The 25947-nt window shown below is 72.4% G+C and carries 21 protein-coding genes and 1 pseudogene; 9 read left to right on the top strand and 13 right to left on the bottom strand.

Translation table 11 applies throughout. The features are described from left to right. Positions 1–9 precede the first annotated feature (9 nt). The 3 genes from ACQP1P_RS45360 to ACQP1P_RS45350 are packed head-to-tail and all read left to right on the top strand — an operon-like array spanning position 10 to position 4637. A complete protein-coding gene (locus ACQP1P_RS45360) occupies positions 10–1122 on the top strand; it encodes an ATP-binding protein (protein ID WP_433081194.1) in 1113 nt (370 codons plus the stop codon). Further along, positions 1119–3914 carry a hypothetical protein gene (locus ACQP1P_RS45355; RefSeq protein WP_433081192.1) on the top strand — a complete coding sequence of 932 codons (2796 nt, stop codon included), beginning with the start codon at positions 1119–1121 and terminating at the stop codon, positions 3912–3914. Before ACQP1P_RS45360 ends, ACQP1P_RS45355 begins: the two co-directional genes overlap by 4 nt. A 42-nt stretch (positions 3915–3956) precedes the next feature. Beyond that, positions 3957–4637, top strand: a complete 681-nt coding sequence (locus ACQP1P_RS45350) for a hypothetical protein (RefSeq protein ID WP_433081191.1) — start codon at positions 3957–3959, stop codon at positions 4635–4637. 6 nt (positions 4638–4643) lie between these two features. On the opposite strand, the gene ACQP1P_RS45345 is transcribed toward ACQP1P_RS45350, so the two are convergent. Further along, entirely contained in the window at positions 4644–5468 is an 825-nt protein-coding gene (locus ACQP1P_RS45345) for an SDR family oxidoreductase (protein ID WP_433081189.1), read from the bottom strand. A gap of 58 nt (positions 5469–5526) precedes the next feature. Between ACQP1P_RS45345 and ACQP1P_RS45340 the strand changes: the two genes are divergently transcribed. Next, positions 5527–5907, top strand: coding sequence for a winged helix-turn-helix transcriptional regulator (locus ACQP1P_RS45340; protein WP_433081187.1), 381 nt, complete (start codon positions 5527–5529; stop codon positions 5905–5907). A 12-nt stretch (positions 5908–5919) separates the two neighbouring features. Here the strand turns inward: ACQP1P_RS45340 and ACQP1P_RS45335 are convergent, their stop codons facing one another. From ACQP1P_RS45335 to ACQP1P_RS45315, 5 genes are all read right to left on the bottom strand, one after another. Further along, on the bottom strand, positions 5920–7296 hold the full coding sequence (locus ACQP1P_RS45335) for an FtsX-like permease family protein (protein ID WP_433081185.1): 1377 nt from the start codon (positions 7294–7296) through the stop codon (positions 5920–5922). Beyond that, positions 7293–7970, bottom strand: coding sequence for an ABC transporter ATP-binding protein (locus ACQP1P_RS45330; protein WP_350618932.1), 678 nt, complete (start codon positions 7968–7970; stop codon positions 7293–7295). Before ACQP1P_RS45330 ends, ACQP1P_RS45335 begins: the two co-directional genes overlap by 4 nt. Then, the gene (locus tag ACQP1P_RS45325; RefSeq protein ID WP_433081183.1) at positions 7967–8929 is read right to left on the bottom strand and encodes an efflux RND transporter periplasmic adaptor subunit; all 963 of its coding nucleotides are present in this window, start codon (positions 8927–8929) and stop codon (positions 7967–7969) included. Before ACQP1P_RS45325 ends, ACQP1P_RS45330 begins: the two co-directional genes overlap by 4 nt. Before the next feature lie 132 nt (positions 8930–9061). Next, complete coding sequence (locus tag ACQP1P_RS45320) at positions 9062–10969, bottom strand: IPT/TIG domain-containing protein (protein WP_433081181.1); 1908 nt, start codon at positions 10967–10969, stop codon at positions 9062–9064. A gap of 207 nt (positions 10970–11176) precedes the next feature. Further along, positions 11177–13492: an AbfB domain-containing protein gene (locus tag ACQP1P_RS45315; RefSeq protein WP_433081179.1), complete on the bottom strand. Its 2316-nt coding sequence runs from the start codon at positions 13490–13492 to the stop codon at positions 11177–11179. Between the two features lie 592 nt (positions 13493–14084). Between ACQP1P_RS45315 and ACQP1P_RS45310 the strand changes: the two genes are divergently transcribed. Together ACQP1P_RS45310 and ACQP1P_RS45305 are read left to right on the top strand one after the other, a co-directional pair. Further along, positions 14085–14729 (top strand): DUF6230 family protein, encoded by a 645-nt coding sequence (locus ACQP1P_RS45310; protein WP_433081177.1) that lies wholly within the window; start codon positions 14085–14087, stop codon positions 14727–14729. A 62-nt stretch (positions 14730–14791) separates the two neighbouring features. Beyond that, on the top strand, positions 14792–16252 hold the full coding sequence (locus ACQP1P_RS45305) for a DUF6114 domain-containing protein (protein WP_433081175.1): 1461 nt from the start codon (positions 14792–14794) through the stop codon (positions 16250–16252). A 126-nt stretch (positions 16253–16378) separates the two neighbouring features. Here ACQP1P_RS45305 and ACQP1P_RS45300 read toward each other — a convergent pair whose 3' ends face one another. Then, entirely contained in the window at positions 16379–16762 is a 384-nt protein-coding gene (locus ACQP1P_RS45300) for a hypothetical protein (protein WP_433081174.1), read from the bottom strand. A 91-nt stretch (positions 16763–16853) separates the two neighbouring features. On the opposite strand from ACQP1P_RS45300, the gene ACQP1P_RS45295 reads away from it, so the two are divergent. Further along, the gene (locus tag ACQP1P_RS45295; protein ID WP_433081172.1) at positions 16854–17897 is read left to right on the top strand and encodes a PHP domain-containing protein; all 1044 of its coding nucleotides are present in this window, start codon (positions 16854–16856) and stop codon (positions 17895–17897) included. Between the two features lie 72 nt (positions 17898–17969). Here the strand turns inward: ACQP1P_RS45295 and ACQP1P_RS45290 are convergent. Further along, positions 17970–18707: pseudogene (locus tag ACQP1P_RS45290) on the bottom strand (DMT family transporter); the annotation flags it as partial. A gap of 158 nt (positions 18708–18865) precedes the next feature. On the opposite strand from ACQP1P_RS45290, the gene ACQP1P_RS45285 reads away from it, so the two are divergent. Beyond that, entirely contained in the window at positions 18866–20536 is a 1671-nt protein-coding gene (locus tag ACQP1P_RS45285; protein WP_433081170.1) for a DUF885 domain-containing protein, read from the top strand. Between the two features lie 8 nt (positions 20537–20544). Here ACQP1P_RS45285 and ACQP1P_RS45280 read toward each other — a convergent pair whose 3' ends face one another. From ACQP1P_RS45280 to ACQP1P_RS45265, 4 genes are all read right to left on the bottom strand, one after another. Then, positions 20545–21639, bottom strand: a complete 1095-nt coding sequence (locus ACQP1P_RS45280) for a hypothetical protein (protein WP_433081168.1) — start codon at positions 21637–21639, stop codon at positions 20545–20547. Continuing rightward, positions 21636–22142, bottom strand: coding sequence for a SigE family RNA polymerase sigma factor (locus ACQP1P_RS45275; RefSeq protein WP_433081166.1), 507 nt, complete (start codon positions 22140–22142; stop codon positions 21636–21638). The genes ACQP1P_RS45280 and ACQP1P_RS45275 overlap by 4 nt, the downstream gene beginning before the upstream one ends. 515 nt (positions 22143–22657) lie before the next feature. Continuing rightward, a complete protein-coding gene (locus ACQP1P_RS45270) occupies positions 22658–23335 on the bottom strand; it encodes a VanZ family protein (protein WP_433081164.1) in 678 nt (225 codons plus the stop codon). 44 nt (positions 23336–23379) lie between these two features. After that, entirely contained in the window at positions 23380–23823 is a 444-nt protein-coding gene (locus tag ACQP1P_RS45265; protein ID WP_433081162.1) for a hypothetical protein, read from the bottom strand. 107 nt (positions 23824–23930) lie between these two features. On the opposite strand from ACQP1P_RS45265, the gene mtnA reads away from it, so the two are divergent. Then, on the top strand, positions 23931–24938 hold the full coding sequence (mtnA, locus tag ACQP1P_RS45260; RefSeq protein ID WP_433081160.1) for an S-methyl-5-thioribose-1-phosphate isomerase: 1008 nt from the start codon (positions 23931–23933) through the stop codon (positions 24936–24938). Here the strand turns inward: mtnA and ACQP1P_RS45255 are convergent. After that, positions 24897–25901, bottom strand: a complete 1005-nt coding sequence (locus tag ACQP1P_RS45255) for a prephenate dehydrogenase (RefSeq protein ID WP_433081158.1) — start codon at positions 25899–25901, stop codon at positions 24897–24899. The genes mtnA and ACQP1P_RS45255 overlap by 42 nt on opposite strands. Between the last annotated feature and the right edge of the window lie 46 nt (positions 25902–25947).

The raw sequence follows: 25947 nt of genomic DNA, 5'->3' as shown, positions 1-25947 counted from the left end.
GAGACCCTCATGACTGACATGCTTCGCGCCCCCGCCGAGGTCAAATACGCCGAAGAGCTCGACTGGCTCGAGTCGATCGACGACGGCCCCAAGCCCTTCTCGTGGCGGCTCAGCCCGCGCATGGTCCGGCTGTTCGTCCTGGGCTCCGAACGCGCCGACGGACTCGACCGCGAGATCTCCCAGAAGTGGTTCGGCGACCGCAGCTTCGTCGAGCGCAGCATCGTGACCCTGGCCTCCGACCGCGGCCTGCTGCTCATCGGCGACCCGGGCACCGGCAAGAGCTGGCTCGCCGAACTGCTCGCGGCGGCGATCTCGCGCAACTCGACGCTGGTGGTGCAGGGCACGGCGGGCACGACCGAGGACCACATCAAATACTCCTGGAACGTCTCGATGGTCATCGCCAAGGGGCAGTCGCGGGCCTCGATGATCCCGTCGCCGATCATGACCGCGATGGAGAAGGGCGTCATCGGGCGGTTCGAGGAGCTGACCCGCTCGACGAGCGACGTGCAGGACGCGCTGATCTCGATCCTGTCCGAGAAGTACGTCTCGATTCCCGAGCTCGACGACGACAACATCGTCTTCGCCCAGCCCGGCTTCTCCATCATCGCCACCGCCAACAGCCGCGACCGGGGCGTCAACGACCTGTCCTCGGCGCTCAAGCGGCGGTTCAACTTCGTGCGCATCCCGGTGGTGACGAACAAGAAGAGCGAGGCGGAGATCGTGCGCTTCCGCACCACCGAGCTGCTGCGCCGGCACGAGATCGAGCTCGACGTGCCGCCCAACCTGCTCGACATCCTGCTGCAGAGCTTCGCCGACCTGCGGGCCGCGGCCGCCTCGGCGACCAGCGACGACGAGAAGCTCGAGTCGGCGCTGTCGACCGCCGAGCAGATCGGCGTGCTGGAGGACGCGATCCTGCACAGCACGTTCTTCGGCGACCGCAGCCTGCGGGCCGAGACGCTGGCCGGGTCGCTGGTCGGCTCGCTGGCCCGGCGCAGCCCCGAGGACCTGGCGATCCTGAACAAGTACTGGCACGGGGTCGTCGAGCCGCGCAGCAAGGAGGACGGCGGGGAGTGGCCGGCGTTCCTCGAGGGCGGCCGTCAGGCGATCGCCACCCTGTCATGACCGCGACCCAGCCGTTCGACGCGCTCCGGTCCCAGCTGGTGGAGGCGGCCACGGCCTTCGCCGAGGGGCCGGACGTGGTCCCGGAGATCCTCTCCGGGATCGTCGACGACGTCGACCGGGCGCTGCGCGAGGAGCTGGAGATCTTCCCGGTCTGCCACCACTCGCCGGCGTCCGGGCTGGCGATGGTCCGCCGCCTGCGCGAGAAGCAGCCGAAGGTCATCTACCTGGAGCTGTGCGAGGACCTCGGCCCGCTGCTGACCGAGCTGCGCAACTGCCGGCTGCCGGTGGCGCTGCAGGCGTTCGCGTCGCAGCTGGACGGGTTCCCGCAGGAGTGGGGGCCGCTGAGCATCGTCGCGCCGATCACCGAGGCGTCGGCGGAGTATCAGGCGATCGCCTACGCGCTGGAGACGCCCGGCGTGGAGCTTGTGCTCGTCGACCGCTCCACCGACCACGTCTTCCAGTGGCAGCCGCGTGAGGAGCACGACACGCCGCCGGCCGAGGGCGGCGAGGAGTCCGAGGACACCGACCTGCACGGCGACGCGGTCGGCATCGAGATCGGCGATCTGCGGCCGCGCTTTGCCGAGCTGGAGCGGCACCTGCTGCACCACGGCAAGGTGCGGCACTGGTCGGAGTGGTGGGACCAATACGTCGAGCAGCCGCTGGCCGGGGCCGACTACGCCACCTACCGGCAGGTCATGGTGCTCATCGGCAGCCTGTTCCGGCGGCTCTCCCCGCCGGATCCGGGGCGGGTCAAGGTCGACGAGGACCGGGAGCGGTACATGTGGACGCGCATGCGCGAGCACCTGGCGCGCACCGGCGTCGACCGGGCCGACTGCCTGTACGTCTGCGGCGCCTTCCACGCGGCGAGCCGGGTCGAGCAGTTCGGCACCGCCGAGGGGGTGCCCGACTTCGACATCAGCCCGCGCACGGCCACGAAGTGGCTCTACGGGCTGATCCCGTCGAGCCATTCGGCGATCGAGGCGCAGTTCGGCCTCGCCTCGGGCTCGGTCTCCATCGCTGCGGCGACCTGGCAGAAGTCGACCACGCGAGCCCGGCTCACGCCGTTTCAGCTCGAGGGCCAGAAGGGCAGCCGCAAGCGCAAGGCGGTCGCGGCCGGCACCGCGGCGGCCGACGAGCCGGTGGCCGACCGGCTCACCGGGTTCCTCGCCAGCCCGCCGACGCTCGACGCGCTCGACGAGGAGGAACTGCTCGGCTGGTGCGTCGACATCGTGCGGCTCGCGCGGCGCAACGGCTACCTGTCCAGCACCGCCGACGCGATCGCCGTGTTCGAGACGTCGATTTTGCTGGCGGGCATGCGCAATCGGGCGCGGCCGACGCCGTACGACTTCCAGGACGCCGCGGTCACGTGCATCGAGAAGGACGTCGTGCCGGGGCGGCGCGACGTGCGGCGGCTCTGCGAGATCCTGCTCGGCGGCGACCGGGTCGGGCAGGTCGGCTACGAGGCGCTGCCGCCGCTGGCCCAGGACGTCTACGACCGGCTCGCCCCGATCGGGCTGGACCTGACCCGCTCGACGGTCCAGCGGGCGCTGCTCGACCTGGCCGGGCGGCCCGAGCTCGGGGCCGCCTCGCATCTGTTGTGGATGCTGCGGTACCTCCTGCCGGAGGGCGCGGTCCGGCCGATCATGGGCACCCGGCGCCTGGGCGAGAAGTCGATCCAGGAGAGCTGGGACCTCGCGATCGGCAAGCACCAGCGGTACATCATCGAGCTGGGCTACGAGGGCGTGACCGTCGAGCAGGTGGTCGAGCAGCGGCTGCGCCGAGCGGTGTGGGCGCCCGACGCCACGGCCGCGGTCGCGCTGCGGGCCGTCGAGGACTCGATCCTGTTCCTCGGCAGCCGCCGCTTCACCGACGAGCTCGGCGCCCGGGCGGTGGAGCTGCTCGCCGCCGAGCGCACCGTGGACGAGGCCCCGGAGGTGCTCAAGCGCATCCGGCGGCTGCTGGCCCACTACCGCGCGACCGAGCCGGCGCTGCCGGCCTGGGCGGAGTCGTTCGTCACCGCGGGCTACGCGCACTACTGCACCCTGCTGCCGACCGCGTTCGTCGACGACGAGACCGGGGTCCGGCAGGTCGCGGCGATGCTCGGCTTCCTGTTCACCATGGAGAGCCTGGCGCTGGCGCTCGGGTGCGACCGGGCGCAGTTGGAGATCGCCGTGCGGCAGTCGCACCCGCAGAGCCCGGCGAAGGTGGCGCTGCTGTGGTCGGCCCACCACCAGCTCGGTCTGCTGCCGCTGGCCGACCTGCGGGCGCGCGGGGCCGAGCTGCTGGCCAACCCGCTGGTGGTGCCGTCGGTGCCGCAATACCTGAGCGGCTTCATCCAGGCGCTGGACCCGGCGCCGAAGCTGACGCCGTTCGTGGTCGAGTTCATGTCGAACGCGTTCGCGAAGCTGCCGGACCCGGTGCTGCTGCCGTGGCTGCCGACGCTCATCACCACGCTGCGCGACCAGGCGGGCGAGCTGGTGCCGGTGCTCATCCGCGAGGCGGGCCGCACGTTCCCGGCCGGTCTCGCGGCGGTGGACGCGTTCGTGCCGCCGTGGCGCGCCGCGCGGGGGCCGGCCCCGGTGGCGGCCGCGGCTCCCGCGACCGGGCCGGTCGCCGGGTTCCTGGCCGCGCACCCGGCCACGACCGACGCGCTGGCCTCCGCCCTCGGCCTCCCGGTAACCTGGCAGCCCGTCGCGGCGGCGGCCGCCGGTGGCGACGGGCCGTCGGCGCTGCTGTCCGAGCATCCCGCGACGGCCGACGCGTTGGCCGCTCTGCTCGCCGCTCCGGTCTAGGCCGTACCGGGGCGGCGTGCCGGGTGCTCGTAGCGTGGGTGCATGGACGCGTCCGTGTTCGTCGTCGGAGGCGTGTGCGTCGCGCTGGCGTGCACGCTGATGGTCGTCGCGGTCGTCGTCTCGCGGCGGCGGGAACGGCAGCGGCGCGAGCTGCTCGAGGTCTGGGCGGTGCGCAACCGCTGGCAGTACGTGCCGCGGCCGCCGGCGGACTGGTGGCGACGGCTGCCGGGGCGCAACCCGCGCGGCGTCTCGCTGGCGCTCAGCGGCACGGTCGGCGGACGGCCGGTCTCGGTGGGCGAGTACTCGTACACCACGACGAGCACGACCTCGGGCGCCGACGGGACGACGTCGACCAGCAGCCAGACGCATCACTTCGTGGTCTGGGTGGTGCGCGTGCGGGGATCGTGGCCGGCGGTCTCGGTGCACCGGCGCGGGGCGATGTCCCGGTTCGGGCGGTCGCTGTTCGGGGACCGCTCGACGGCGCTCGGCTACGAGCCGTTCGACAGCGCGTTCCGGATCTCGGCGGACCGCCCCGAGATGGTGCGGGACCTGTTCGGCCGGGACCTGGTGGCCGAGCAGCTGTCGGGGCGGCTGCCGGACTGGAGCCTCTTCGGCGACGAGCTCATGGTCGTGGAGAGCGGGCGGCTGGGCGAACCGGACGGGATTCCCGCCCGGTTCGGGCCGCTCGTGCGCGTCGCCGATCTCATCGAGGCGCCGCGGTAGTTCGCCTTACAGCCGGCGCAGGAACTCGGCCAGCGTGGTCGTGGGCCGGCCGATGAGCCGGCTGAGGTCGCCGGTCACCACGTCGAGCGCGCCCTTCGCGATGGCCGCGTCCGAGCGCGCGAGCACGTCGGCGAACGCGCTCGGCACGCCGAAGCCCTCGAGCGCCTTGGCGTAGTCCGCGACGGGCAGGTCGTGGTACGCCACGGGCTTGCCGAAGCGCTGCGCGACCGCCTCGGCGTATTCGCTCATCGTGAAGGCCTGGTCGCCGCCGAGCTCGTAGATCTTGTTCTCGTGGCCGTCGGTGCGCGCGACCACGGCGGCCGCCGCGGCGTAGTCGGCCCTGGTCGCGGCGGCGATGCGGCCGTTGCCGGCGGAGCCGAGGACCACGCCGTGCTCGACGGTGCCGGCCAGGTTGCCGGTGTAGTTCTCGTAGTACCAGTTGTTGCGCAGGAACGTGTACGGGATGCCGGTGGCCTTGAGGAGGGCCTCGGTCGTCTTGTGCTCGGGCGCGATCGGGATCGGGCTGGTGTCGGCCAGCGTGATGCTCGTGTAGACGATCCGCCCGACCTTGGCCTCGACGGCCGCCTCGATGACGGCCCGGTGCTGGGCGTCGCGCCGGCCGACCTCGCTCGCGGAGATGAAGACGAGCGTGTCGGTGCCCGCGAACGCGCTCGCCAGGGTCTCCGGGCGGTCGTAGTCGCCGAGGCGGGCCTCCACGCCCTCGATCGCCTCCGGGCGGCGGGCGACGGCGCGGACGGCGTCGTGCCCCTTCAGCTCGCTCAGGATCAGCTGTCCCAGGTGCCCGGTCGCGCCGGTTACGGTGATGGTCATTTCCAGATCGTAGGCACTAACTTTTAGAAAGTGCAACCCGTTCGGTTATCGTAGTGACATGTCCCTCGACCCGTTGGTGTTCGACGTCTTCGCGCGCAACTGCACGTCGCGGCCCGTCATGGAGACCGTCGCCGGACGGTGGGGGATCCTGACCCTCGCCGCGCTGCACGAGGGCACGCACCGCTTCAACGAGCTGCGCCGCCGGGTCGACGGGGTGAGCGAGAAGATGCTGTCGCAGACCCTCCACGCGCTGGTGCGCGACGGGCTGGTCGTGCGGGAGGTGCACAGCGCGATCCCGCCCCGGGTCGAGTACAGCCTGACCGACTCCGGGACGAGGATCGCCGCCAAGCTCGTCGAGCTCATCGAGCTGGTCGAGGCCGAGATGCCGCGGATCAGCCTCGCCCAGGAGCGCTACGACGCCGGGGAGAATCCCGCCTGAGATCAAGCCGGGTCAGGCGCGCATCACCGTCGCGATGGGGATGCGAGCCGCTCGCAGGGCCGGGATCGAGCCGCCCAGGATGCCGGCGATCAGGCCCGCGATCACGCCCGCCACCCCGGCCTGCCAGGGGAAGGAGACGTCCCGCAGCTGCGGTATCCGCTCGCCCAGGACCTGCGTGGCCACGCTGACGCCCGCCGCCGCCGTGCCGATCGCCGCGCCCGCCGTCAGCAACCCGGTCAGGAGCGTCTCGGCCAGGACGATGCCGGCCAGGAGGATGCGCGGGGTGCCGACCGCCCGGCGCAGGGCGAACTCCTCGACCCGCTCGCCCACCGTCGCCAGGCCCACGTTGAGGATGCCGGCCACGCCGATCAGCAGTACCAGGCCCGCCATCCCCAGGAAGATGGCGTTGAGGATGGCCAGCTCCTGCTCGAAGTCCTTGCGGGCGTTGCGCTCGCTGACGTGGAGGGACTCGCGGGGCACGCCGGCGGCGATCAGCTTGCGGGTCAGCAGCGCCTCCAGCTCGCCGTTGCCGGGCGCGAAGCTCACCTCCAGCGGCGGGCCCGACATCATCATCGCGGCCTTGGGGTCCGCGGAGGCGCCCGGGGCGGCGGCCGTGGCGGCGGGCAGCCAGTTGTCGATCTCGTCGGCCCGCGCGTACGCGGCCGGCTGGGAGCTGCCGTCGTCGACCACGCCGATGATGCGCGGGGTCGGGTTGGCGGTGGCGCCGTCCAGGCGCATCTCCGCCGGCACGCGGTACTTCGCGAAGCCGACCGCGGCCGCCTTGTTGATCACCAGGCGGGGCGAGTACGACGGCTCGCCCGCGAAGTCGAGGAACGTCCCCGTCACCGGGCGGAAGGGGCGGAACTGGCGGACGTCGTTGACCAGCGCGAAGAGCTGGACCTCGATCGCGGCGCCCTTCGGCAGCGGGGCCGAGGCGTTCACGGGGACCGGGCGGCAGTTGCCCGCGTCGTCGCACTGCATCTCGAACCTGGTCTCCGGGCCGTACACCTCGCCGCCATCCATCTGGTCCAGGTGCTCGAACGGCATCGCGCCCGGGTTGATCGGGCGGACCCGGGGCTCGCCGATGATGGCCTGCAGGCCGTAGCTCGCCGCGGCGCCGGGGCGGCCCGCGATCGTCTCCTTGGTGATCTTCGTGGCCTCGCCCAACGGGGGGACGTACATGACCCGGGTGCCGTCCCGGCCCTGCTGCAGCTCCACGTCGGCGAGCCGCAGGGTGCGCACGGTCTCCGCCCCCGCCTGCACCGTGACGACCGCGAGCACCCCGAGGAAGAGCGAGATCATCGACAGGAACGTGCGCATCTTGCGCGCGCGGATGCCCTGGAACCCGATGATGAGCGCGGACCGGAACCGCCCCGAGAGCCGCATCATGCGACGGCCCCGAGCACGCCGTCGGACAGGCGCAGCACCCGCTGCATCTTGGCCGCGTGGGCCTGGTCGTGGGTGACCAGGATGAGCCCGCAGCCGCGATCGGTGGCCGCGCGCATCACCTCGATCACGAGGTTGCCGGTCTCGGTGTCCAGCGCGCCGGTGGGCTCGTCGGCCAGGAGCAGCCGCGGCCGGCGGACCAGCGCCCGCGCGATCGCGACCCGCTGCTGCTCGCCGCCGGAGAGGCGCGCGGGCCGGTTCTTGGCCAGGTGCGCGATGCCGACCAGTTCGAGCGCCTCCATGGTGCGGGCGCGCCGCTTGCGCCGCGGCAGCCAGCCCTGGCCGTTCACCAGCGCCATGGCCACGTTCTGCGCCGCGGTGAGGTGCTTGAGCAGGAAGAACCGCTGGAACACGAAGCCGAACTCGGCGCTGCGCAGCGCGGCCGCCCGGCGCTCGGAGATGCGGGCCAGGTCGCGGCCGCCCATCAGGTAGCTCCCCGAGTCGGGCCGGTCGAAGAGCCCGATGAGGCTCAGCAGCGTGCTCTTGCCCGAGCCCGAGCGCCCGAGGATCGCCACGCTCTCGCCCTCGTCGACGGTGAGGTCGACGCCGTCGAGGATGGTGCGCGGCTGCGACTGTCCCTTGAGCGTCTTGGTGATGCCGGAAAGCTCGATGATCACTTCCCGGCCCCCTGGCCGCCGCTCTTGGCGTCGGGGATGCTCGGGCCGGGCACCGCGACGGTCTCGTCCTCGGTGATCCCGGTCTTGATCTCGATGACCTTGCCGTCCGTGAGCCCGAGCGTCACCTCGCGGATCTCGCGCGACTGGTCGGCCTTGACCACCTCGACCTTGCCCTTGCCCTGCGAACCGGCGACCGCCTCCACCGGCAGCACCAGCACGCCGGACGCCTTCGCGGTGACGATCTCCACGGTGGCGGCCGCGCCGTTGATGAGCTTCGCGTCGGCCGGGCCGGTGCACACCAGCCGCATCCCGGTCGCCTCCGACGGCTGCTGCGTCTGCCCCTGGGTGGGCTGGACGACGGGGGCCGCGCTCGGGTTCGGGTTGGCCACGGGCGCCTTGGGCTCGGGGATCGTCCCGCTCGGCAGCGCGGCGAGCGTGCCGAGCACGGCGCACGGGAACGGGCCGGGGCCGCTCTTGATCTGCGCGGTGACGGACTGCAGCGAGTCGGTCACCTGGTAGGCCTGGGCGCCGTCGATGTCGGCGACGATCCCGTAGCCGGCCTGGCGGGCCGAGACGATCGGCATGCCCGCCGTCACCCTGGACCGGTCGTCGACGAGCCGTCCGGCGAACGAAGCGCCGGCCGGGACCTCGACCGCGGTCGCCTTCCCGCCGGCCCAGACGTTGGCCACCTTGGTCGGCTTGGTGGGCGTGCCGGTCGGCGCCTTCACGTCGAGGAACCGCACCTCGCCGTCGATCGGCGCGACGAGCCCGAAGGTCGGGTTGAGCGTGACCTTCCCGCCGAGGCTCACCTTGTTCGTGAGGTCCTGGCGGCTCGGCTTCGCGGTGGTCACCGCGGTGCCGCGATCGGCCAGGCCCGGGGGCGGCGACTCGCTCGCCCCGGACGCGGTGCACCCGGCCAGCAGACCGAGCACCGCAAGTACAGGCAGGAATCCTCGCATCCGGCAACCCCCGGCTCATCGAAGTAGGGCACAGGCTAACCGCCATTGGTATGACGCCGTTGCCCCATTCAGGGGATGCACCGAAACCGGCCCCATCCCCCGAAACGGGGGACGGGGCCGGGGGAGCGGGGATCAGACCTTGTAGGTGAAGGTCGCACCCGCCGCGGCGGCGCTGGTGCCGCCCGGCGTCGTCACCTGCACGCTCGTCGCGCCGGCCGCGTGCGGCGGCAGGACGATGCGCAGCTGGGTGTCGGAGACCTTGGTGAAGCTGACCGTGGCGCCGTTGACGGTCACCCTGGTCGCGCCGCCGAGGTTGGCGCCGGTGAGCGTGACGGTGGTCGAGACCTTGGTGCCGCCCGAGCTCGGCAGGAGCGAGGCGACCGACGGCGCGGCCGGGGCCACGTAGGTGAACGGCAGGGCCGTCGCCTCGTAGCCGCCACCCGCGTTCGTGAGCTTCAGGGTGACCTTGCCGGCCGCGTGGACCGGCATCGTCACCTTGATCTGGGTGTCCGAGACCTTGGTGAAGGCCAGGTTCACCCCGCCCGCGGTGACGGACTTGAGGGAGCCGAAGCCGGTGCCGGTGACCGTGACGGGCGTGGCCGCGTAGGTCGGGCCGGTGCTGGTGCTCAGCGCGGCCACGGTCGGGGCCGGCGGGGCGACGAGCGTGAGCCGACCGGCCGGGACGACCGTGCTGACGCCGTACGGCGTGGTGACGGTGACGTCGTAGCCGCCCGCCGCGAGCCCGGCCGGGACCGGGAACGTCAGCGTGGTCGGCGCGGTGACCTTGAAGCCGGCGACCGCGGCGTTGCCGAGCCTGACCCCGGTGGCCTCGGAGAGGTCGGTGCCGGTGACGGTGACGACGTCGCCGCCCGCGGTCGAGGCCGAGGTCGCCGAGAGCTTGGTGACGGCCGGGGCCGGCGGGAGGTACGTGTACTTGGCCAGGGCGTTGAGCGCGCTGGTGCCGGTCGGGTTGGTCACGGTCACGTCGACGCTGCCCTTGGCGTGCGCCGGGGTGGTCGCGACGAGCGTGGTGATGCCGTTCGCCTCGGACTTGGTGAACGCCGCGTCGACGCCGCCGAACTTCACCGCGGTCGCGGCCGAGAGGTTGGCGCCGCTGACGACGACCTTGGTGCCGCCGGCGACCGGGCCGCGGACCACGGACAGCGACGTGACCGCCGGGGCCGGGACGACCGCCTTCTCCGGGGAGCGCAGGCCGCTGACGGTGTACGCCGCCTGCACGTCGGTGGTGACGAACGACCACGAGAGGTGTGCGTCGCCGCTCGCGCCCCAGTTGGTGCCCCACTGGTTGCGGATCCACACGCCGTCGGCGTCGTACGCGTACGCCGTGATCATGTGCCCGCCGAGGCTGGTGCCCGTGAGCGTGTTGTAGAGGGCGTTGCCCTTGAGGTACATGAAGTCCTTGAAGACCGGCATGCCGATCGCGACCGGCGAGCCCGCGGCGATGGCGGTCCTGATCGCGGTCTTGGCCTTGTCGCCCTGCTTGTCACCGACCCACAGCGCGTTCCAGCCGGAGAGCTTGTAGTTGGCCGCGTTCGCGACCTCGGCCGCGGTCGGGGCCGTCTGGTAGCCGTAGACGCCCTGGACGTAGTCGTCCTGCGTGTCGACGCCGTACGTGGCCGCCTCCTGGAGGGCCTTGTCGGGGTTGAGGCCGGCGTTGGGCGCGCCGCCCTTGGCGACCGAGCGCATGTAGAGGTACAGCGGGGCGTAGGGGGCGCCCGTGCCGCCGTCGCGCTTGGCGTAGTACCCCATGATCGAGTGGGCGATCGTCCACGCGACGCACGAGGAGATCTGGCCCTGGTCGCCGACCGGGGGAAGGTTGGCGACGAGGGAGGCGCTGTCCGGCAGCGCGTCCTGCGCGCGGAAGGCGGGGACGCTCGCGTTGACCCGGGTCGTGGGGGCCGCGAAGCCGCCGACGGTGTGGGGCAGCGCGGTCGTGTCGGCCAGCGCGGGCGACGCGGCGGCGAACAGCGAGCCGCCCGCCGCCAGTGCGAGGCCCAGGGCCGAGGTGAGAAGGCGCATCCGTGCTCCTAACGGGGGATGGTGACCGCGATACGCCGTAGATCGGCGCGCCCGGGCCGCCCCTTCGTTCGAGGAGGGATGCATCGGGTTGCAGAAGAGTTTTGCTCGGGTCCGCGGTGGTCCGGACCGTCGCTCCCGCCAGGAATCCCGGCGTCCGTGGTGCGAAAACGGCCGGCTCCTCCGGAGCCGGCCGTCCTCAAAGCACGTTCACGGTGCCCAGGGCGCGTCGACGGACCAGGTGGTGTCCTCGACGAACAGCCCCGCCCCGTCGTACGGGCTCGGCCCGCCCGGCGTGGCCAGCCACAGCTCCGCGTTGTAGTGCCGCAGGTACTGCCCCGGGAAGTTCCAGGCCGTCAGCCGGACGCCCCCGGTGCCCTGCTGCGCGCAGAAGGTCGCGTCGGCCTTGAACAGCGCCGAGTTGTCGTTGGCGTCCTTGCGCACCCGGAACGCCTGGTGCCGCAGGTACTGCCCCGGGTAGTTGCGCGACTCGAACGAGTAGCAAGACGAGTCCGCGAGGCCGGGCACCACGCGCCAGGTCGCGTCCTGCTTGAGCAGCGCCGTGCTGTTGGCGTCGACCACCTCGGTGTAGCCGAGGCTGTCGCGGTGGCGCACGTACCGGTTCGTGCAGCAGGCGGTCGTCGCGCGCATCGACTTGTAGACGCCCGTCTGCAGCGTGGCCGAGCCGACGGGGCTGGACGAGGCGTTGATGAGCGCCTGGTTGCTGGCCCGCAGCCGGGCCGCGTCCACCTTCACCACCTGCCGGTCGTAGGTGAGCAGGCCGTTGCTCTCGTTCTCCACGTCGGTGATCTCGGTGTAGACCGAGGCGGAGAGCCCCTGCGGCATGCCGCCGGTGCGGATCTGCTCGTAGAGCCCGTTGAGGCGGTCGTTGAGCCGGGCCGCGCTGGGCTGGTCCTCGTAGGAGAAGCCGTTGCCGGGCGACCACTCGTGGCCCGCGACCCGCAGGCCCAGGCCGCCGAACTCGCCGAGGACCGCGGCGCGGGTGCCGGACGGGCGGGTCGCGCCGGGGCCGACGTAGATGTGGTTGTCCAGCACGTCACCGTTGCCGCCGTCGACCGAGCCGCAGCAGTTGATGCCGCTCATGTTGTCGACCAGGCGCGACGGGTCGTAGGCCTTCACGTCATTGGCGATACGGGCCTGGTCGTACTGCCCCCAGCCCTCGTTCTCGTCGACCCACAGGACCAGCGAGGGCGAGCTGCGGTGCTGGTCGATGATGCGGTGGTACTCGGCCTCCCACTGGGTGCGCGCCGCCGTGTCCGGGTTCTTGCCGGTCGGCATGGCCGGCATGTCCTGCCACACGAGCAGGCCGAGCTGGTCGGCGGCGTAGAACCAGCGCTGCGGCTCCACCTTGATGTGCTTGCGGACCATGTTGAAGCCCAGGTCCTTGTGCGCCTGCAGGTCCGAGCGCAGCGCGGCGTCGGTCGGGGCGGTGTAGATGCCGTCCGGCCAGTAGCCCTGGTCGAGGGTGCCGCTCTGGAACACGAACTGGCCGTTGAGCAGGATGCGCAGCTTGCCGTTGACCGTGCCGATCGAGATCGAGCGCATGCCCGCGTAGCTGCCGACCGAGTCGACGACCGTCGCGCCGCTCTTCAGCTCGACCTTCACGTCGTACAGGAACGGGTCGTTCGGGGTCCACCGGTGCGCGTTCGGAACCGGGACGCTGAACGCCGAGCCGGCGCTGCCGTTCGCGGTGCCGACCGTCGTGCCGCCCGACGACACGGTGGCGGTCACCGTCTGCCCGGACAGGCCGGCGCCGAGCGCGGTCACCGAGAGCGTGTTGTTGCTCAGGTTCGGCACCAGGTCGACCCGGGTGATGCGGGCCGTCGGCGTCGGCTCCAGCCACACGGTCTGCCAGATGCCCGAGGCGCCGGTGTAGAAGATGCCGCCGCCCGCGTGCGGCAGCACGTCGTTGCGCCGCTGCTTGCCGACGGCCTGGCTGCCGGCGTCGGTCGGGTCGTACACCCCGACGACGATCGTGTTCGTCCCGCCGCCCAGCAGCGGGGTGATGTCGTAGGTGAAGGCGTCGTAGCCGCCGCTGTGCACCGGGCCCGCCTGGGTGCCGTTGACCCAGACCGTGGTCTGGAAGTCCACGGCGCCGAAGTTGAGCTGGACCCGCTGGCCGGACCAGCCCGCGGGGACGGTGAAGGTGCGGCGGTACCACATCCGGTCGTTCTCGGTGATCTTGCGCTGGATGCCGGACAGCGCCGACTCGACCGGGAACGGGACCCGGATCTGTTCGCCGAACGTGCCCGGCGGGGTCGTCTGCCCGCTGCCGGTGACGGCGAAGTCCCAGATGCCGTTCAGGTTCTGCCAGTTCGCCCGGGTCATCTGCGGCCGCGGGTATTCGGGCAGCGGGTTGGTGGTCGGCACCGAGTTGGTCCACGGCGTCGTCATGGGCGGGGTCTTGGGGGTCCAGGCGCTGGCCGGCTGCGCGGAGGCGACCAGCAGGCCCGCGGTGGCGACGAGCGGGGCGAGCGCGAGCGCGACCCGTCTGGAGAGCTTCATCGGAACACTCCTCGAGGCAACGGTGGCGGCCGTAGCCGGTCGGTGAAGGCTCTCGTACACCCTCACGGACCAACACATCCACTCATATTCCAACGAGAAGTGTCAACATCTACCGATACGTATTACTGGCCGGTTGTGCACCGCCCCCAAGCTCCGTCGCGTCCCGATCGTTGAGGGCGGGTCGACGGGGCGCGGAGTGGTGCGGCCAGATCCATTTCGATGCACCTTCTGAAAAAAGAACCCCGCGGGTTTGTCGTTACGAAACCGTGACAATCGCCGGAATCGGTCACGTGTGGTAGCGATCACAGTGGACTTCTGTCCGATTTGATGGCGTAGGCCGCACGCGGCTCCGCGGAATGCCGCCCGCTGCCGACTACGGAGCGTATGAATTTACGGCAATCGGGGTTACCCGCCGGTAACGAGCGCCCTTGTACCCGCGCGAGGTACCCGGCAACATCGTCCGCACGCCCCGACCCCGGCCCCTGGACCCCCGCCCGGCAGCGTCCAGAGACCGGCCCCGAAAGGCGCGATGCGAGCGCCCGCTCAGCAGGAGCGCCGCACCACCAGCACCCCGTGACAAGAGGAGCCCTACGTGTCCGTAGCTCAGGGCAGCGCGGCGACGGGCCGCACGCGATGGAAGCGGTTCGCGACCGTCGTCGTGCCGGCCAGCTTCATCGCCGGCGCCATCGTGTTCGGCCAGGCGACCGGCGCCATCGCCGCGTCGTTCAACGTGTCCGGCAGTCAGTTCAAGGTCTCCGCCGACCGCCTGGAGGGGACCGGCTTCGTGCAGTACGGCGGCATGGCCACGGAGAAGGGCGGCAACCCCTCGAACCCGGCCGACCCGAAGAACCACCCCGTCGCCGTCTCCGGCATCGCGAAGGCCAAGCTCTACAACCTCTGCCAGTCGGTGAAGGTGCCCGGTCTGCCGGTGACCATGGTCATCCACGCGGGCAAGGACGCCAACAACCCGGCCGAGGCCACCGACCTGCTGATCGACCTGACGTCGCTGAAGGGTGACGCCACGTTCGACAACATCCAGATCGGCATCGACGCCTCCGACCTCACCAAGGGCGGCGCGAACGCCAAGGGCCTCCAGGGCGGCTTCGCCCAGCAGGCCGACGGCGTCGTCATCACCAACCTCAAGCAGGTCGCCTGGTCGACCACCGCCGGCACGTTCAAGCTGAGCGGCCTCGACCTCGGCATCTCGACGGGCGCCAACGCCGAAGAGTGCTTCTAGCAGCTCCACCAGGGCCCGCGGGGTGATGCCCCGCGGGCTCCCTGTTTGTTTTGGAGGACCGAGTGACCCCCTCGCACGCTTCGGCCGGCTGGCGTGCCCAGCGGCCGTTCTGGGGCGGGCTGTTCCTGTTGCTGTCGGGCGTGGAGCTCTTCGTCAGCGGAAACCTCAAGCTGGCGCTGGAGGTCCACTTCGGACCGACCGGCTTCCTGTCGTACGTGATTCCGCTGATCATGCTCCTCTGCGGGGCGCTGACCTGGTTCAGTCCGCAGCAGCGCCTGTTCTACGGCATCCTGGGCACGGTCACGGCGCTGTACTCGCTGATCGGCCTCAACCTCGGCGGCTTCTTCCTCGGCACCGTGCTCGGCCTGGTCGGCGGCGGCCTGGCGGTCGCCTGGGGTCCTTCGGCCGCGCCCGCGGCCGAGCTGGCGCCGCCGGCCGAGCGGGCACCGGCGGTCGAGTCGGCACCGGCGATCGGGTCGCCCTACGAGGACGCGCCCCTCGACGACATCCTGGCCGAGCAGCCGGACGACCCCTACGCCCGGCCGCCGTCCGGGGTGTTGCGGGACGAGATCCCGACCGCTCAGTTCAGCCCCCTGCACGACCGGTACGAAGGGGGCGGTGCGGGCAGCGCCGATGAGCAGCTCCCCCCATCGGCCGGCCCAGGTGACCTGCCCAAGCGGCGTTACCTGGGCCCGCTGCTGATGGTCGTGGCGGTCGCGGTGGCCCTCGTGGGCACGGTCAACCGGGGCGGCTCCGCGTACGCCGCCCCGGCGGCCTGCCCGTCGTCGTCGGCCTCGGCCGCGGCGAAGCCGTCCTCCGCCGGCTCCCAGTCGGCCGCCCCCGCACCATCCGCCAGCCCGACCCCTTCGCCCACCCCGACGGAGGAGAAGAAGAAGGGCCTGCTGGGCTGGCTGGGCGACCTGTTCACCGGCGGCGACAAGAACGAGACGACCGCCGAGGCCTCCGAGCCGCCGGCCTCCGCCGCCGCGGCCCCACCCCCGTCCGCGTCCGCCAGCAAGGCACCCGCCAAGCCTTCGGCGTCGACCCCGCCGTGCGCGTCGGCGAGCACGTCGCCGACCCCGAACAACAAGAAGGCACAGCTGGCCGCCGGTCAGCCCTTCGTCGCCGCCCAGCCCTCGATCCTGAAGGCGGACGTGATGACGATGGACTCGCTGACCTACGACGGCGTGGTCGACCTTCCGCGCAAGGACGGCAGCACCGTGAAGGTGCTCGCCTTCAGCATGAAGAACTCGGTTTCGACGCCGTTCGAGCTCGACACCCCGGGCGGCCCGAGGAAGCTGATCACGACGAGCTCGAAGCTGACGGTCGAGGGCGACGTGAAGTTCTACACCACGAGGTTCACCGCCAACGTGCTGGGACTGCTCCCGATGACCTTCACCCCGTCGTTCCCCCCGCCCCCGATCCCGCTGCCCGGCTTCTACACGGCCTGCGACATCGAGCTGGTGTTCGTCCGGTCCAACGTGCTGAAGGGGCCGGCGCTGAGCATCGCCTACGCGACCTGAACCACGGCACGCGAAGAGCCCGGCGCCCACGGGGCCGGGCTCTTGCGCGTCCGGTACGCGAACTGAACCTCGGCACGCGAGGAGCCCGGCGCCCTCGGGGCCGGGCTCTTGCGCGTCCGCAACGGGTCAGCGGGTGGGCTGCAGGCCGGCGCGGGTCGCGGGGTGGAGCAGGGTCGCCGCCAGGGCGAGCAGCACCAGGCCCTGCGCCCCCTGCTCGATGCGGAACCACAGCGGGAACGGGCTGTCGGGCAGCAGGGCCAGCGCGGCGATGCCGAGGGAGCCGGCGATCGACACCCACAGCAAGCGGCGGTAGGCGCCCCGGCTGCCGCGGCGCAACTGGGCGGCCCAGCGCAGGCTCAGCAGGGACAGCAGCAGGATGCCCGCGGCGCGGATCCACACGACACCGTTCACGGCGCCGGGGTCGGTCCGGGACAGGATCGCCGTCGCGGCGAGCAGCGCGGCGGAGAGGGCGGTGAACAGCTGCACGAGGCGCAGCGGCGTCGTCGTCATGAACGGCAACGCTAGGGATCCGCGCCGGTCGGCAGTATCCGTCTGGGCCCAGGACCGGGTGGGGCCGGCCCCACCGGTTAGCGTGGAGCGCATGCCGTCAGCGCGTGATCCGATTGCCGATCTGCGGCGCATCGCGTTCCTGCTCGAGCGCGCCCACGAGAAGACCTACCGGGTCCGGGCCTTTCGCGGGGCCGCGGCCAAGCTGGGCAAGCTGCCCGACGGCGAGCTCGCCGCGCGGGTCAGGGCGGGCACGCTCACCGAGATCGCGGGCATCGGCGACGTCACCGCGCGGTGCGTGGCCGAGTCGCTCAACGGCGAGGAGCCCGTCTACCTGCGGCGGCTCGAGGCCACCGCGGGGCAGGATCTCGACGCCGAGACCGCGGCGCTGCTCATGGCGCTGCGCGGGGACTGTCACGCGCACTCGGACTGGAGCGACGGGGGCTCGCCGATCGACGAGATGGCGATGGCCGCGGCGCAGCTCGGGCACGAGTATCTCGTGCTCACCGACCACTCGCCCCGGCTCACGGTCGCGCGGGGGCTCAGCGCCGAGCGGCTCGCCGAGCAGCTCGACGTGGTCGCGGACGTCAACGCCGGGTTCCGCAACCTCGGCATGTCGTTCCGGCTGCTCACGGGGATCGAGGTCGACATCCTCGCGGACGGGTCGCTCGACCAGACCGACGAGCTGCTCGACCGGCTCGATGTCGTGGTCGCCTCGGTGCACAGCAACCTCAAGGACGAGCCCGAGGTCATGACGCGGCGGATGGTCACGGCCCTGGCGAACCCGCGGATGGACATTCTCGGGCACTGCACCGGGCGGCTCATCACCGGCGGGCGGGGCACGCGGCCCGAGAGCCGGTTCGACGCCGAGGCGGTGTTCGCGGCCGCGGTCGAGCACGACAAGGCGATCGAGATCAACTCGCGGCCCGAGCGGCTCGACCCGCCGAAGCGGCTGCTACGGGTGGCGCTGGAGGCCGGCTGCCGCTTCACCATCGACACCGACGCGCACGCGCCCGGGCAGCTCGACTGGCTCGCCAACGGGTGTTCCCGGGCGATCGCCTGCGGGGTCCCCGCCGAGCGCATCCTCAACACCCTGCCCGCGGACGAGCTGCTGGCGTGGGCGGCGTCGCACCAGTAGGCCCTGGGAGATGCCCACGCCCAGCAGCACGATCAGGCCGCCCACCGGCTGGTGCCAGGTGAGGTGCTCGCCGAGGAAGAGCACGCCGGCGAGGGCGGCCACGAAGGGCGGGAAGTAGGTGACCATCGAGCCCGTGGTCACGCCCGCCGTCTGCACGACGTAGTAGTTCAGGCCGAAGGCGATGCCGGTGCCGAAGACGCCCAGCGCGAGCACGCCCAGCCAGACCCGCGGGGTCATCGAGAGCGGCGACGGGGGCAGGCCGGCGATGATCGGGGCGGCGATGACCAGGTGCAGCGTGGACATGATCAGCTGACCGGCCGAGAGCTGGAACGGCGAGAGGTCGAAGTGCTGCATGAGCCAGCGGGTGTAGTTGAACGCGATCCCGTAGCAGACGACCGCGCCCAGGAGCATGAGCTGCCCGGACAGGGAGCTGCCGCCGACGCCCTCCCAGACGCCGAGCACGACGAGCACCCCCAGGAAGCCGGTGAGCAGGCCCCAGATCTGGCGCCGGCTGGGCCGCTGGGACCGGACCGCCACCAGGGTCACCAGCAGGGTGGTCAGCGGCGCGGTGCCGTTCCAGATGCCCGCGAGCACCGACGGCACGCGTTGCTCGGCGTATCCGAAGAGGGTGAACGGTACCGTCGCCGCAAACGCCGAGAACAGGAACAGATGACCCCACAGCCGGGCCCCGCGGGGCAGCGGCATCCGGCGGAGCGCCAGGAACAGCAGCAGGGCGAGGGCGCCCAGGGCGATGCGGTAGAGCGCGATGTAGACCGGCGCGAGGCCCGTGAGCGCGTCCTTGATGAACATGAAGCTCGTACCCCAGATCAGGGCGACGGCGGCGAAAGCGGGCAGCCAGCGCTTCGCGTCAGGGGCGGGACTCGTCATAGTCCTTACTCTGCACCAATCCGGAAAGACTGTCTCCGGCGCCGAGCCACACGTTGCGAATTGGCCTGTAGGGTCGGCCCGTGGGTTCTATCGATGACATTGCCAACCGGTATGTCGAGCAGTGGGCGCCCCTCGACCCGATCGGGGCGACCTTCGTCGGCGTGGCCGGCCACGACCACGAGCTGACCGACCTGTCGCCCGACGGCTTCGCCGCGCTCGCCGACCTCGACCGTGCCACGCTCGCCGCGCTGGACGCCCAGACCCCCGCGAGCGAGACCGAGCGGGTCGCCAAGGAGGCCATGCAGGAGCGGCTCGGGCTGGCCCTGGAGCGCTACGAGGCCGGCGACCTCGCCAGCGACGTCAACGTGATCTCCAGCCCCCTGCACGGGGTGCGCAGCTCGTTCGACCTGATGCCGACGAGCGGCGAGGAGGCCGTCGCCAACATCGTCGCCCGGCTCGGCGAGGTGCCGCGCGCCCTCGCGCAGTGGCGCCGGACGCTCATGCACGAGGCCCAGCGCGGCAACGTCGCCCCGGCCAAGCAGATCGTCGAGGTCGCCAAGCAGTGCGAGGTCTGGGCCGACCTCGAGGGCGACAACTTCTACCCCGACCTGGCCGCCCGCATCGGCGCCGAGAACCCGGCGCTGGCCGGCGAGCTCGCGACCCGGGCCGAGGCCGCGCGGGCCGCCACCGCGGAGACCGGCGAGTTCCTGCGCCGCGAGCTCGCGCCGCTCGGCCGGCCCAAGGAGGCCGCCGGACGGGAGCGGTACCAGCTCGCCTCCCGCTACTTCCTCGGCGCGACGGTCGACCTCGACGAGGCCTACGCGTGGGGCTTCGACGAGCTCGCGCGCCTCGAGTCGGAGATGCGCGCGGTCGCCGACAAGATCGTGCCGGGCGGCTCGGTCGATGAGGCGGTCGCCGCGCTGGACTCCGACCCGAACCGGGTCATCCACGGCAAGGAGGCGTTCCGCGACTGGATGCAGCAGCTCGCCGACGCCACGGTGCAGGAGCTCAACGGCCGCCACTTCGACATCCCGGAGCCGGTGCGGCCGATCGAGTGCATGCTCGCCCCGACGTCGGACGGCGGCATCTACTACACCGGCCCGAGCGAGGACTTCAGCCGCCCGGGCCGCATGTGGTGGGCCGTGCCCCAGGGCGTCGACAGCTTCTCGACCTGGCGCGAGGTGACGACCGTCTACCACGAGGGCGTGCCCGGGCATCACCTGCAGATCGCCCAGACGTACGTGCGCGCCGAGCTGCTCAACCGCTGGCGCCGCGTGCTCGCCTGGTCGTCCGGCCACGGCGAGGGCTGGGCCCTCTACGCCGAGCGGCTCATGGACGAGCTCGGCTACCTCGGCGACCCCGGCGACAAGCTCGGCATGCTCGACGGCCAGGCGTTCCGCGCGACCCGCGTGATCGTCGACATCGGTATGCACCTCGAGCTCGAGATCCCGCGCGACAACCCGTTCGGCTTCGCGCCGGGCGAGCGCTGGACGCCGGAGCTCGGCTGGGAGTTCCTGCGGGCGCACTGCCGCGTGGAGGAGAAGAGCCTGCGCTTCGAGCTCAACCGCTACCTCGGCTGGCCCGGGCAGGCCCCCTCCTACAAGCTCGGCGAGCGCGCCTGGCTGGCGGCCCGGGCCGACGCCCAGGCCCGCAAGGGCTCGGACTTCGACCTGCGGGCCTTCCACCGCGACGCGCTCAACCTGGGCTCCCTGGGCCTGGACCCGCTCCGCGCCGCCCTGGCCCGGATCTGAGGCAGGCGCTAGGGCCGGAAGCCCAGCAGCAGCGCGTCCTGGAGACCGGCCGGGTCCCGGATCTCGCCCTGGTGCTGCAGCCGTGCGTCGAAGATCACCGTCTGGCCGGCCTGGTGCGCGAGCACCAGGCCGCCGGCCGTGAACACCACGTAGTTCTTCTCGCCGCTGCCGGGCAGGGCGACGGCCTTGCCGGTGGTCGTGTCCACGATCGTGAAGGTGTCACGCCTGCGGCTCGGGTCGGTGCCCTTCCAGCCCGCGGCGACGTAGCGCCCGTCCGCCGACAGCCCGCGCGCCGACCAGCCGTCGTGATGCTCGGCCATGGCGGCCGGCGGCGTGTACTTGTACGACTTCCCGTTCGCGACCCGCTGCTGCCCGACCGTCTTGGCCACCTTCGAGCCGTCGGGGGAGTACGACTCGACCTGCTCGGTCGTGGGCAGCGCGGTGTCGGCCCTGGTGGCGATGTCGACCAGGTGCTGCTGGTTGCCCTTGGTCAGGACCAGCTGGTCGTCGCCCTTCCAGATGAGCGTGTCGGCGCCGAGGCAGAGCACGCCGGTGCCGAGCGTCTGCCGGTGGCTGCCGTCGGTGTCGGCCACCTTGAGCGTGCCGTTGAGGTCGTCGCTGCCCTCGACCCAGGCCAGCCGCTTGCCGCTGGGGGAGACGGTGATGGTCTGCGAGACGCAGCGGGCGTCGTTGCTGTCGCCGGGGATGTGGGCCGTGACCTTGTCGTCGGCCCCGGTGACGGCGTGCACGACGTACTCGGTCGGCGTGCTCGCGAGATACCACCGCGTCCCCTTGAGCACGGTCTCGGTGACGCTCGGGGGAGCGCTGGACTCCACCTTCGCGGGCGGGCCGCTGGTCGCGCCCGTGGTGGCGCTCGTGGCGGTGGAGGCGCCGGGAAGGGGTGCCGGGGCGGCGCCGTCGGGCCGGAGGGCGAACGCGACGCCGACCGCTCCCGCGAGGACGGTGAGGGCCGCGGCCGAGGCGGTCATGGCCCGCCGCACGCCGAGCCGGCGCGAGGTCCGCAGCACGCGGTCGTGCAGGTCGACGTTGCGCACCTCGCCGGCCAGGTCCGTCAGGTCGAGGCGCAGACGGCTGTCGTTCATCGGGCAACCCCTTCCAGGAGGTAGAGCTCGGCGAGTTCGGGCGCCACGACGCGCAGCTTGGCCAGCGCCTTGGACGTCTGCGACTTGATCGTGCCGACGGTCACGCCGAGCAGGTCGGCGGCCTCGGTCTCGGTGCAGTCCTCGAAGTAGCGCAGCACCAGCACGGCCCGCTGCTTGACCGAGAGCTTCAGCAGCGCCGCCCGCAGCGTCATGCGGATCGTGGTCTGATCGGCGTGGTCGCCGGCCTGCCGGGGCTCGGGCAGGTCCCCGGGCATCGCCTCGGCGACCCGGCGGCGCCACCAGGAGACCTGCAGGTGGTACATGACCTTGCGGGTGTACGCCTCGGCGTTGCCGCGGTCGCGCAGCCGGCCCCACGACCGATGCGTCCGCGCGAGGGCGGACTGCACGAGATCCTCGGCCAGGTGCTGATCACCGGTGAGCAGATACGCCGAACGCAACAGCGCGGCGCTGCGGGATCGCACGAACGAGTCGAACTCATCCATGGAGGTGGTTTCCTCGGGGTCGACGGCGCGGACGCACACCATGACGCGAGTTCGATCCCGAACGGTTGCCGGTTCCCCGAAGAATTTTCCGCCGGGCCCGCGGCGGTCAGTCCGCCGTGCGCCAGCAGCGGCGCGAGGCCGGCCCGGTCTGTCCGCCGTGCGCCAGCAGCGGCGCGAGGCCGGCCCGGTCAGTCCGCCGTGCGCCAGCAGCGGCGCGAGGCCGGCCCGGTCAGTCCGCCGTGCGCCAGCAGCGGCGCGAGGCCGCCCGGTCAGTCCGCCGTGCGCCAGCAGCGGCGCGAGGCCGACCCGGTCAGTCCGCCGTGCGCCAGCAGCGGCGCGAGGCCGGCCCGGTCAGTCCGCCGTGCGCCAGCAGCGGCGCGAGGCCGGCCCGGTCAGTCCGCCGTGCGCCAGCAGCGGCGCGAGGCCGGCCCGGTCTGTCCGCCGTGCGCCAGCAGCGGCGCGAGGCCGGCCCGGTCTGTCCGCCGTGCGCCAGCAGCGGCGCGAGGCCGGCCCGGTCAGTCCGCCGTGCGCCACCAGCGGCGCGAGGCCAGCCCGGCCAGCACGCAGCCCGCGGTGTTGAGCAGCACATCGTCCACGGAGGACACCCGGTCCAGCCGCAGCACGTACTGCAGCGTCTCGATCAGGATCGAGCCCCCCGCCCCGAGCGCCAGGATCCGCGGTCCCGACGCGAGCGCCGCGAACCGGATCGGCGCGAAGAACCCCAGCGCCGCGAGCACCAGCAGGTTGCCGCCGATCCCGAGCAGCCCCATGTCGACGAGGTCCCGCAGCGGTATCAGGCTCAGGCGCCCCGGCACGACGCCGGCCCCGGGCCCGGGCATCATCGTCAACCAGATCCACGGCACCGTCCCGTGCACCATGCCCACCTCGGCCAGCGACAGCCGCCACGGTGACGCGACGCCGGCCGCCCGCCGCAGACTCGCCAGCGCCCACGCCACCAGCCCGGCCACCGGCAGCAGGACCAGCGTCATGAGCACGACGCCGTTGTCCGTGTCGAAGCAGCCGTGCCACCGCCCGGCCATGCACGCCGGCGCGGCCATCGCCAGCATCCGCCGGAAGGCGAACAGGACGAGCGCCAGGGCGAGGACGACCAGGCCGAGGAGCACGGCCCGGCGCGTGCGGCCGGGGCGGTCGGGGCGGTCGGGGCGGTTGGGCAGGATTGTGCCGGGGTTCATGCCCCCATTGAAGACGGCCCGATGTTGCGGCAGCGTATGCGTTTTCAGGCGGCGGAGCGGTGGGGGTGCGGTGCGAGTACCGTTCGCGTGCGGGTCAGCGTCGCGAAAGGGTTCGCGAACTGCAGCACCAGCGTGCCGAACTCCGCGCTCGAGTGGCATTGGATGATGAGGAGCTGGTCGCCCCGCCGGACGTCCCAGAATGTCCGGCCATGGGTGCCCGCGGTAATGATTCCCGGCAGGTGCAGGGGATTTCGGCGCTCCGGCAGCGGCGGGGCCTCGGAGCGCGGCGCGATGCGAATGGAGGCCACCGCGGTCAGTGGGACTTCGATGCGGTCGCGCCGGGTCCAGAGACGATCCAGGCCCTGCGGCTCGATGACCAGGGCGCTGTCGGTCACGGTCAGCTGCAGGTTCGTCGGGACCTTCATCAACGCGAGCAGACCCGCGGCCAGCACGATCGGGACCGCCGCGAGCGCCAGTGCGGAGCTCATGAAAACCGAATGTACGCGCGTCGACCTCCGCTGTCGGGGGTTTAGGGAAACCGATGCGGTGAAGCTCCGTTCGGACGAATTCCAACGGGCGACGGAAGGCAATGACATTGAAGTTCACGACTGACTTGAAGTCCACGATCGACTGGAATGACGGCGCCGTTGTCCTGGTGGACCAGACCCGGCTCCCGCACGAGCACGTCGTGCTGCGGCTCGAGACCGTCGACTCGCTGGTCGAGGCGATCCAGCGGCTGCGGGTGCGGGGAGCGCCGGCGCTCGGGGTCGCGGGGGCGCTCGGGGTCGCGCTCGCCGCGAAGCAGTTCGAGGGGGAGCGGGAGCGGGCTCAGGCGGTACAGTTGCTGCGAACGGCGCGGCCGACGGCGGTCAATCTGGCGCGCGGCGCGCAACGGGCGGCGGCGCTGCTGCCGTCCTTCGACGCGGTGCTGGCGGAGGCCCTGCGCATCCGGGACGAGGAGATCGCCAGCTCCGGGAGCATGGCGCGGCGCGGGGCCGACCTCGTGCAGAAGCTCTGCGGGGACAGCCCGCGGCTGCTCACCCACTGCAACACGGGCGGCCTGGCCACGGTCGTGGACGGCACCGCGCTCGCGGTGGTGTTCGAGCTGCACCGGCGGGGGCGGCTCGGCGGGGTGGTCGCCAGCGAGACCCGGCCGCTGCTGCAGGGGGCGCGGCTCACCACGTGGGAGCTGCGCCGCGCCGGGGTGCCGCACCGGCTCGCCGTCGACTCGGCCGGGCCGTTCCTCATGGCGCGCGGCGAGGTCGACGCCGTCATCCTCGGCGCGGACCGGATCTGCGCGAACGGCGACGTGGTGAACAAGATCGGGTCGTACGCCCACGCGCTCGGCGCCCGCGCGGCCGGCATCCCGTTCATCTGCGTGGCGCCGGAGTCCACGGTGGACCTGGGCACCGCGTCCGGGGCGGACGTGGAGATCGAGGACCGGGGCGCGGCCGAGGTCGCGGGGTCCACGGCGCCCGAGGGCACCGACGCGGTCAACCCGGCCTTCGACGTGACACCGGCCGAGCTGGTGACCGCGGTGGTCACCGACGCCCGCACGTTCTCAGGCCGGGCGGACGGCCCGGACGGTCTTGCGGTCGGCTGACACGGACTCGATCCAGCCGCCGACCCGGCCCAGGCGCAGCAGCACGTCCGCGCGCGCGGGCAGGTCGGCGGACTCGCCCGGCTCCGGCGGCCAGGCCAGCCGCGCGGTGTGGCCGGGGGTGAGCCAGGGGGTCAGCGCGGCGATCGGGTCGGACCCGTCCAGCGCGGCGCGAGCGGCGGCCAGGTCGGCCAGCACCGTGTCGAGCGTCCGGCCGACGGCGGGCGCGTTGCCCCCGCACATCGCCGCGGTGAGCTCCGGGCGGGAGGCGGCGACGCGGGTACCGTCGCGGAAGGAGCCCGCCCCGAGCGTCCCGGCGAGCGGATCGTTGGAGATGAGCGCGGCGACCGCGGCCGCGACGAGGTGCGGCACGTGCGAGATCGCGGCGGTGGCGGCGTCGTGCTCGTCCGCGGTGGCCGGCACGACCCGGGCCCCGAGGCCCGTGACGAGCGCGGCCAGGTCGACCCAGTCGCGCAGGCCGGCGCCGTCCTCGGTCAGGCACAGCACCCAGGCGCAGCCGTTGAACAGGCGGGGATCGGCGGCGGTGAAGCCGGACGTCTCGCGGCCGGCCATCGGGTGCCCGCCGATGAACGTGGCCAGCGCCTGCCCGCCGGTGCGCAGGCGGTCGGCGGCCAGGTCCCGCACCGGCCCCTTCACCGAGGTGACGTCGGTGACCACGCCGACGTATCCCAGCGACGCGAGCTCGTCGAAGACCGCCCCCACGGCCGGCAGCGGCACCGCGACCACGGCCAGCTCGGCGTCGCGCACGGCATCGGCGATCGAGCCGGTCACGTGCCAGCGCGCGTTGGCCGGGGCCTGGGCCGCGGCCGTGCGCGCGGTCGCCCTGGTCGCCGGGTCCGCGTCGTAGCCGCTCACCCGGTGCCCGTGCACCGCGAGCGCCCGCAGGACCGACCCGCCGATCAGCCCGAGGCCGATCACCGCCACGTTCAACGTCGCATCACGCACTGCGGAACTGTCGCACACCTGCCGATCCTCCGTTCGGCTCGGGACG

It is taken from the genome of Dactylosporangium sp. CA-052675 (assembly GCF_050947935.1).
Lineage (GTDB): Bacteria > Actinomycetota > Actinomycetes > Mycobacteriales > Micromonosporaceae > Dactylosporangium.
This window is presented reverse-complemented; position numbering and strand designations above follow the sequence as displayed.

Bases quoted from the DNA above. Each gene is read 5' to 3' on its own strand.
- ACQP1P_RS45360 (WP_433081194.1), top strand. From the start codon at position 10: ATGACTGACATGCTTCGCGCCCCCGCCGAGGTCAAATACGCCGAAGAG.
- ACQP1P_RS45355 (WP_433081192.1), top strand. From the start codon at position 1,119: ATGACCGCGACCCAGCCGTTCGACGCGCTCCGGTCCCAGCTGGTGGAG.
- ACQP1P_RS45350 (WP_433081191.1), top strand. From the start codon at position 3,957: ATGGACGCGTCCGTGTTCGTCGTCGGAGGCGTGTGCGTCGCGCTGGCG.
- ACQP1P_RS45345 (WP_433081189.1), bottom strand. From the start codon at position 5,468: ATGACCATCACCGTAACCGGCGCGACCGGGCACCTGGGACAGCTGATC.
- ACQP1P_RS45340 (WP_433081187.1), top strand. From the start codon at position 5,527: ATGTCCCTCGACCCGTTGGTGTTCGACGTCTTCGCGCGCAACTGCACG.
- ACQP1P_RS45335 (WP_433081185.1), bottom strand. From the start codon at position 7,296: ATGATGCGGCTCTCGGGGCGGTTCCGGTCCGCGCTCATCATCGGGTTC.
- ACQP1P_RS45325 (WP_433081183.1), bottom strand. From the start codon at position 8,929: ATGCGAGGATTCCTGCCTGTACTTGCGGTGCTCGGTCTGCTGGCCGGG.
- ACQP1P_RS45320 (WP_433081181.1), bottom strand. From the start codon at position 10,969: ATGCGCCTTCTCACCTCGGCCCTGGGCCTCGCACTGGCGGCGGGCGGC.
- ACQP1P_RS45315 (WP_433081179.1), bottom strand. From the start codon at position 13,492: ATGAAGCTCTCCAGACGGGTCGCGCTCGCGCTCGCCCCGCTCGTCGCC.
- ACQP1P_RS45300 (WP_433081174.1), bottom strand. From the start codon at position 16,762: ATGACGACGACGCCGCTGCGCCTCGTGCAGCTGTTCACCGCCCTCTCC.
- ACQP1P_RS45295 (WP_433081172.1), top strand. From the start codon at position 16,854: ATGCCGTCAGCGCGTGATCCGATTGCCGATCTGCGGCGCATCGCGTTC.
- ACQP1P_RS45280 (WP_433081168.1), bottom strand. From the start codon at position 21,639: ATGAACGACAGCCGTCTGCGCCTCGACCTGACGGACCTGGCCGGCGAG.
- ACQP1P_RS45275 (WP_433081166.1), bottom strand. From the start codon at position 22,142: ATGGATGAGTTCGACTCGTTCGTGCGATCCCGCAGCGCCGCGCTGTTG.
- ACQP1P_RS45270 (WP_433081164.1), bottom strand. From the start codon at position 23,335: ATGAACCCCGGCACAATCCTGCCCAACCGCCCCGACCGCCCCGACCGC.
- ACQP1P_RS45265 (WP_433081162.1), bottom strand. From the start codon at position 23,823: ATGAGCTCCGCACTGGCGCTCGCGGCGGTCCCGATCGTGCTGGCCGCG.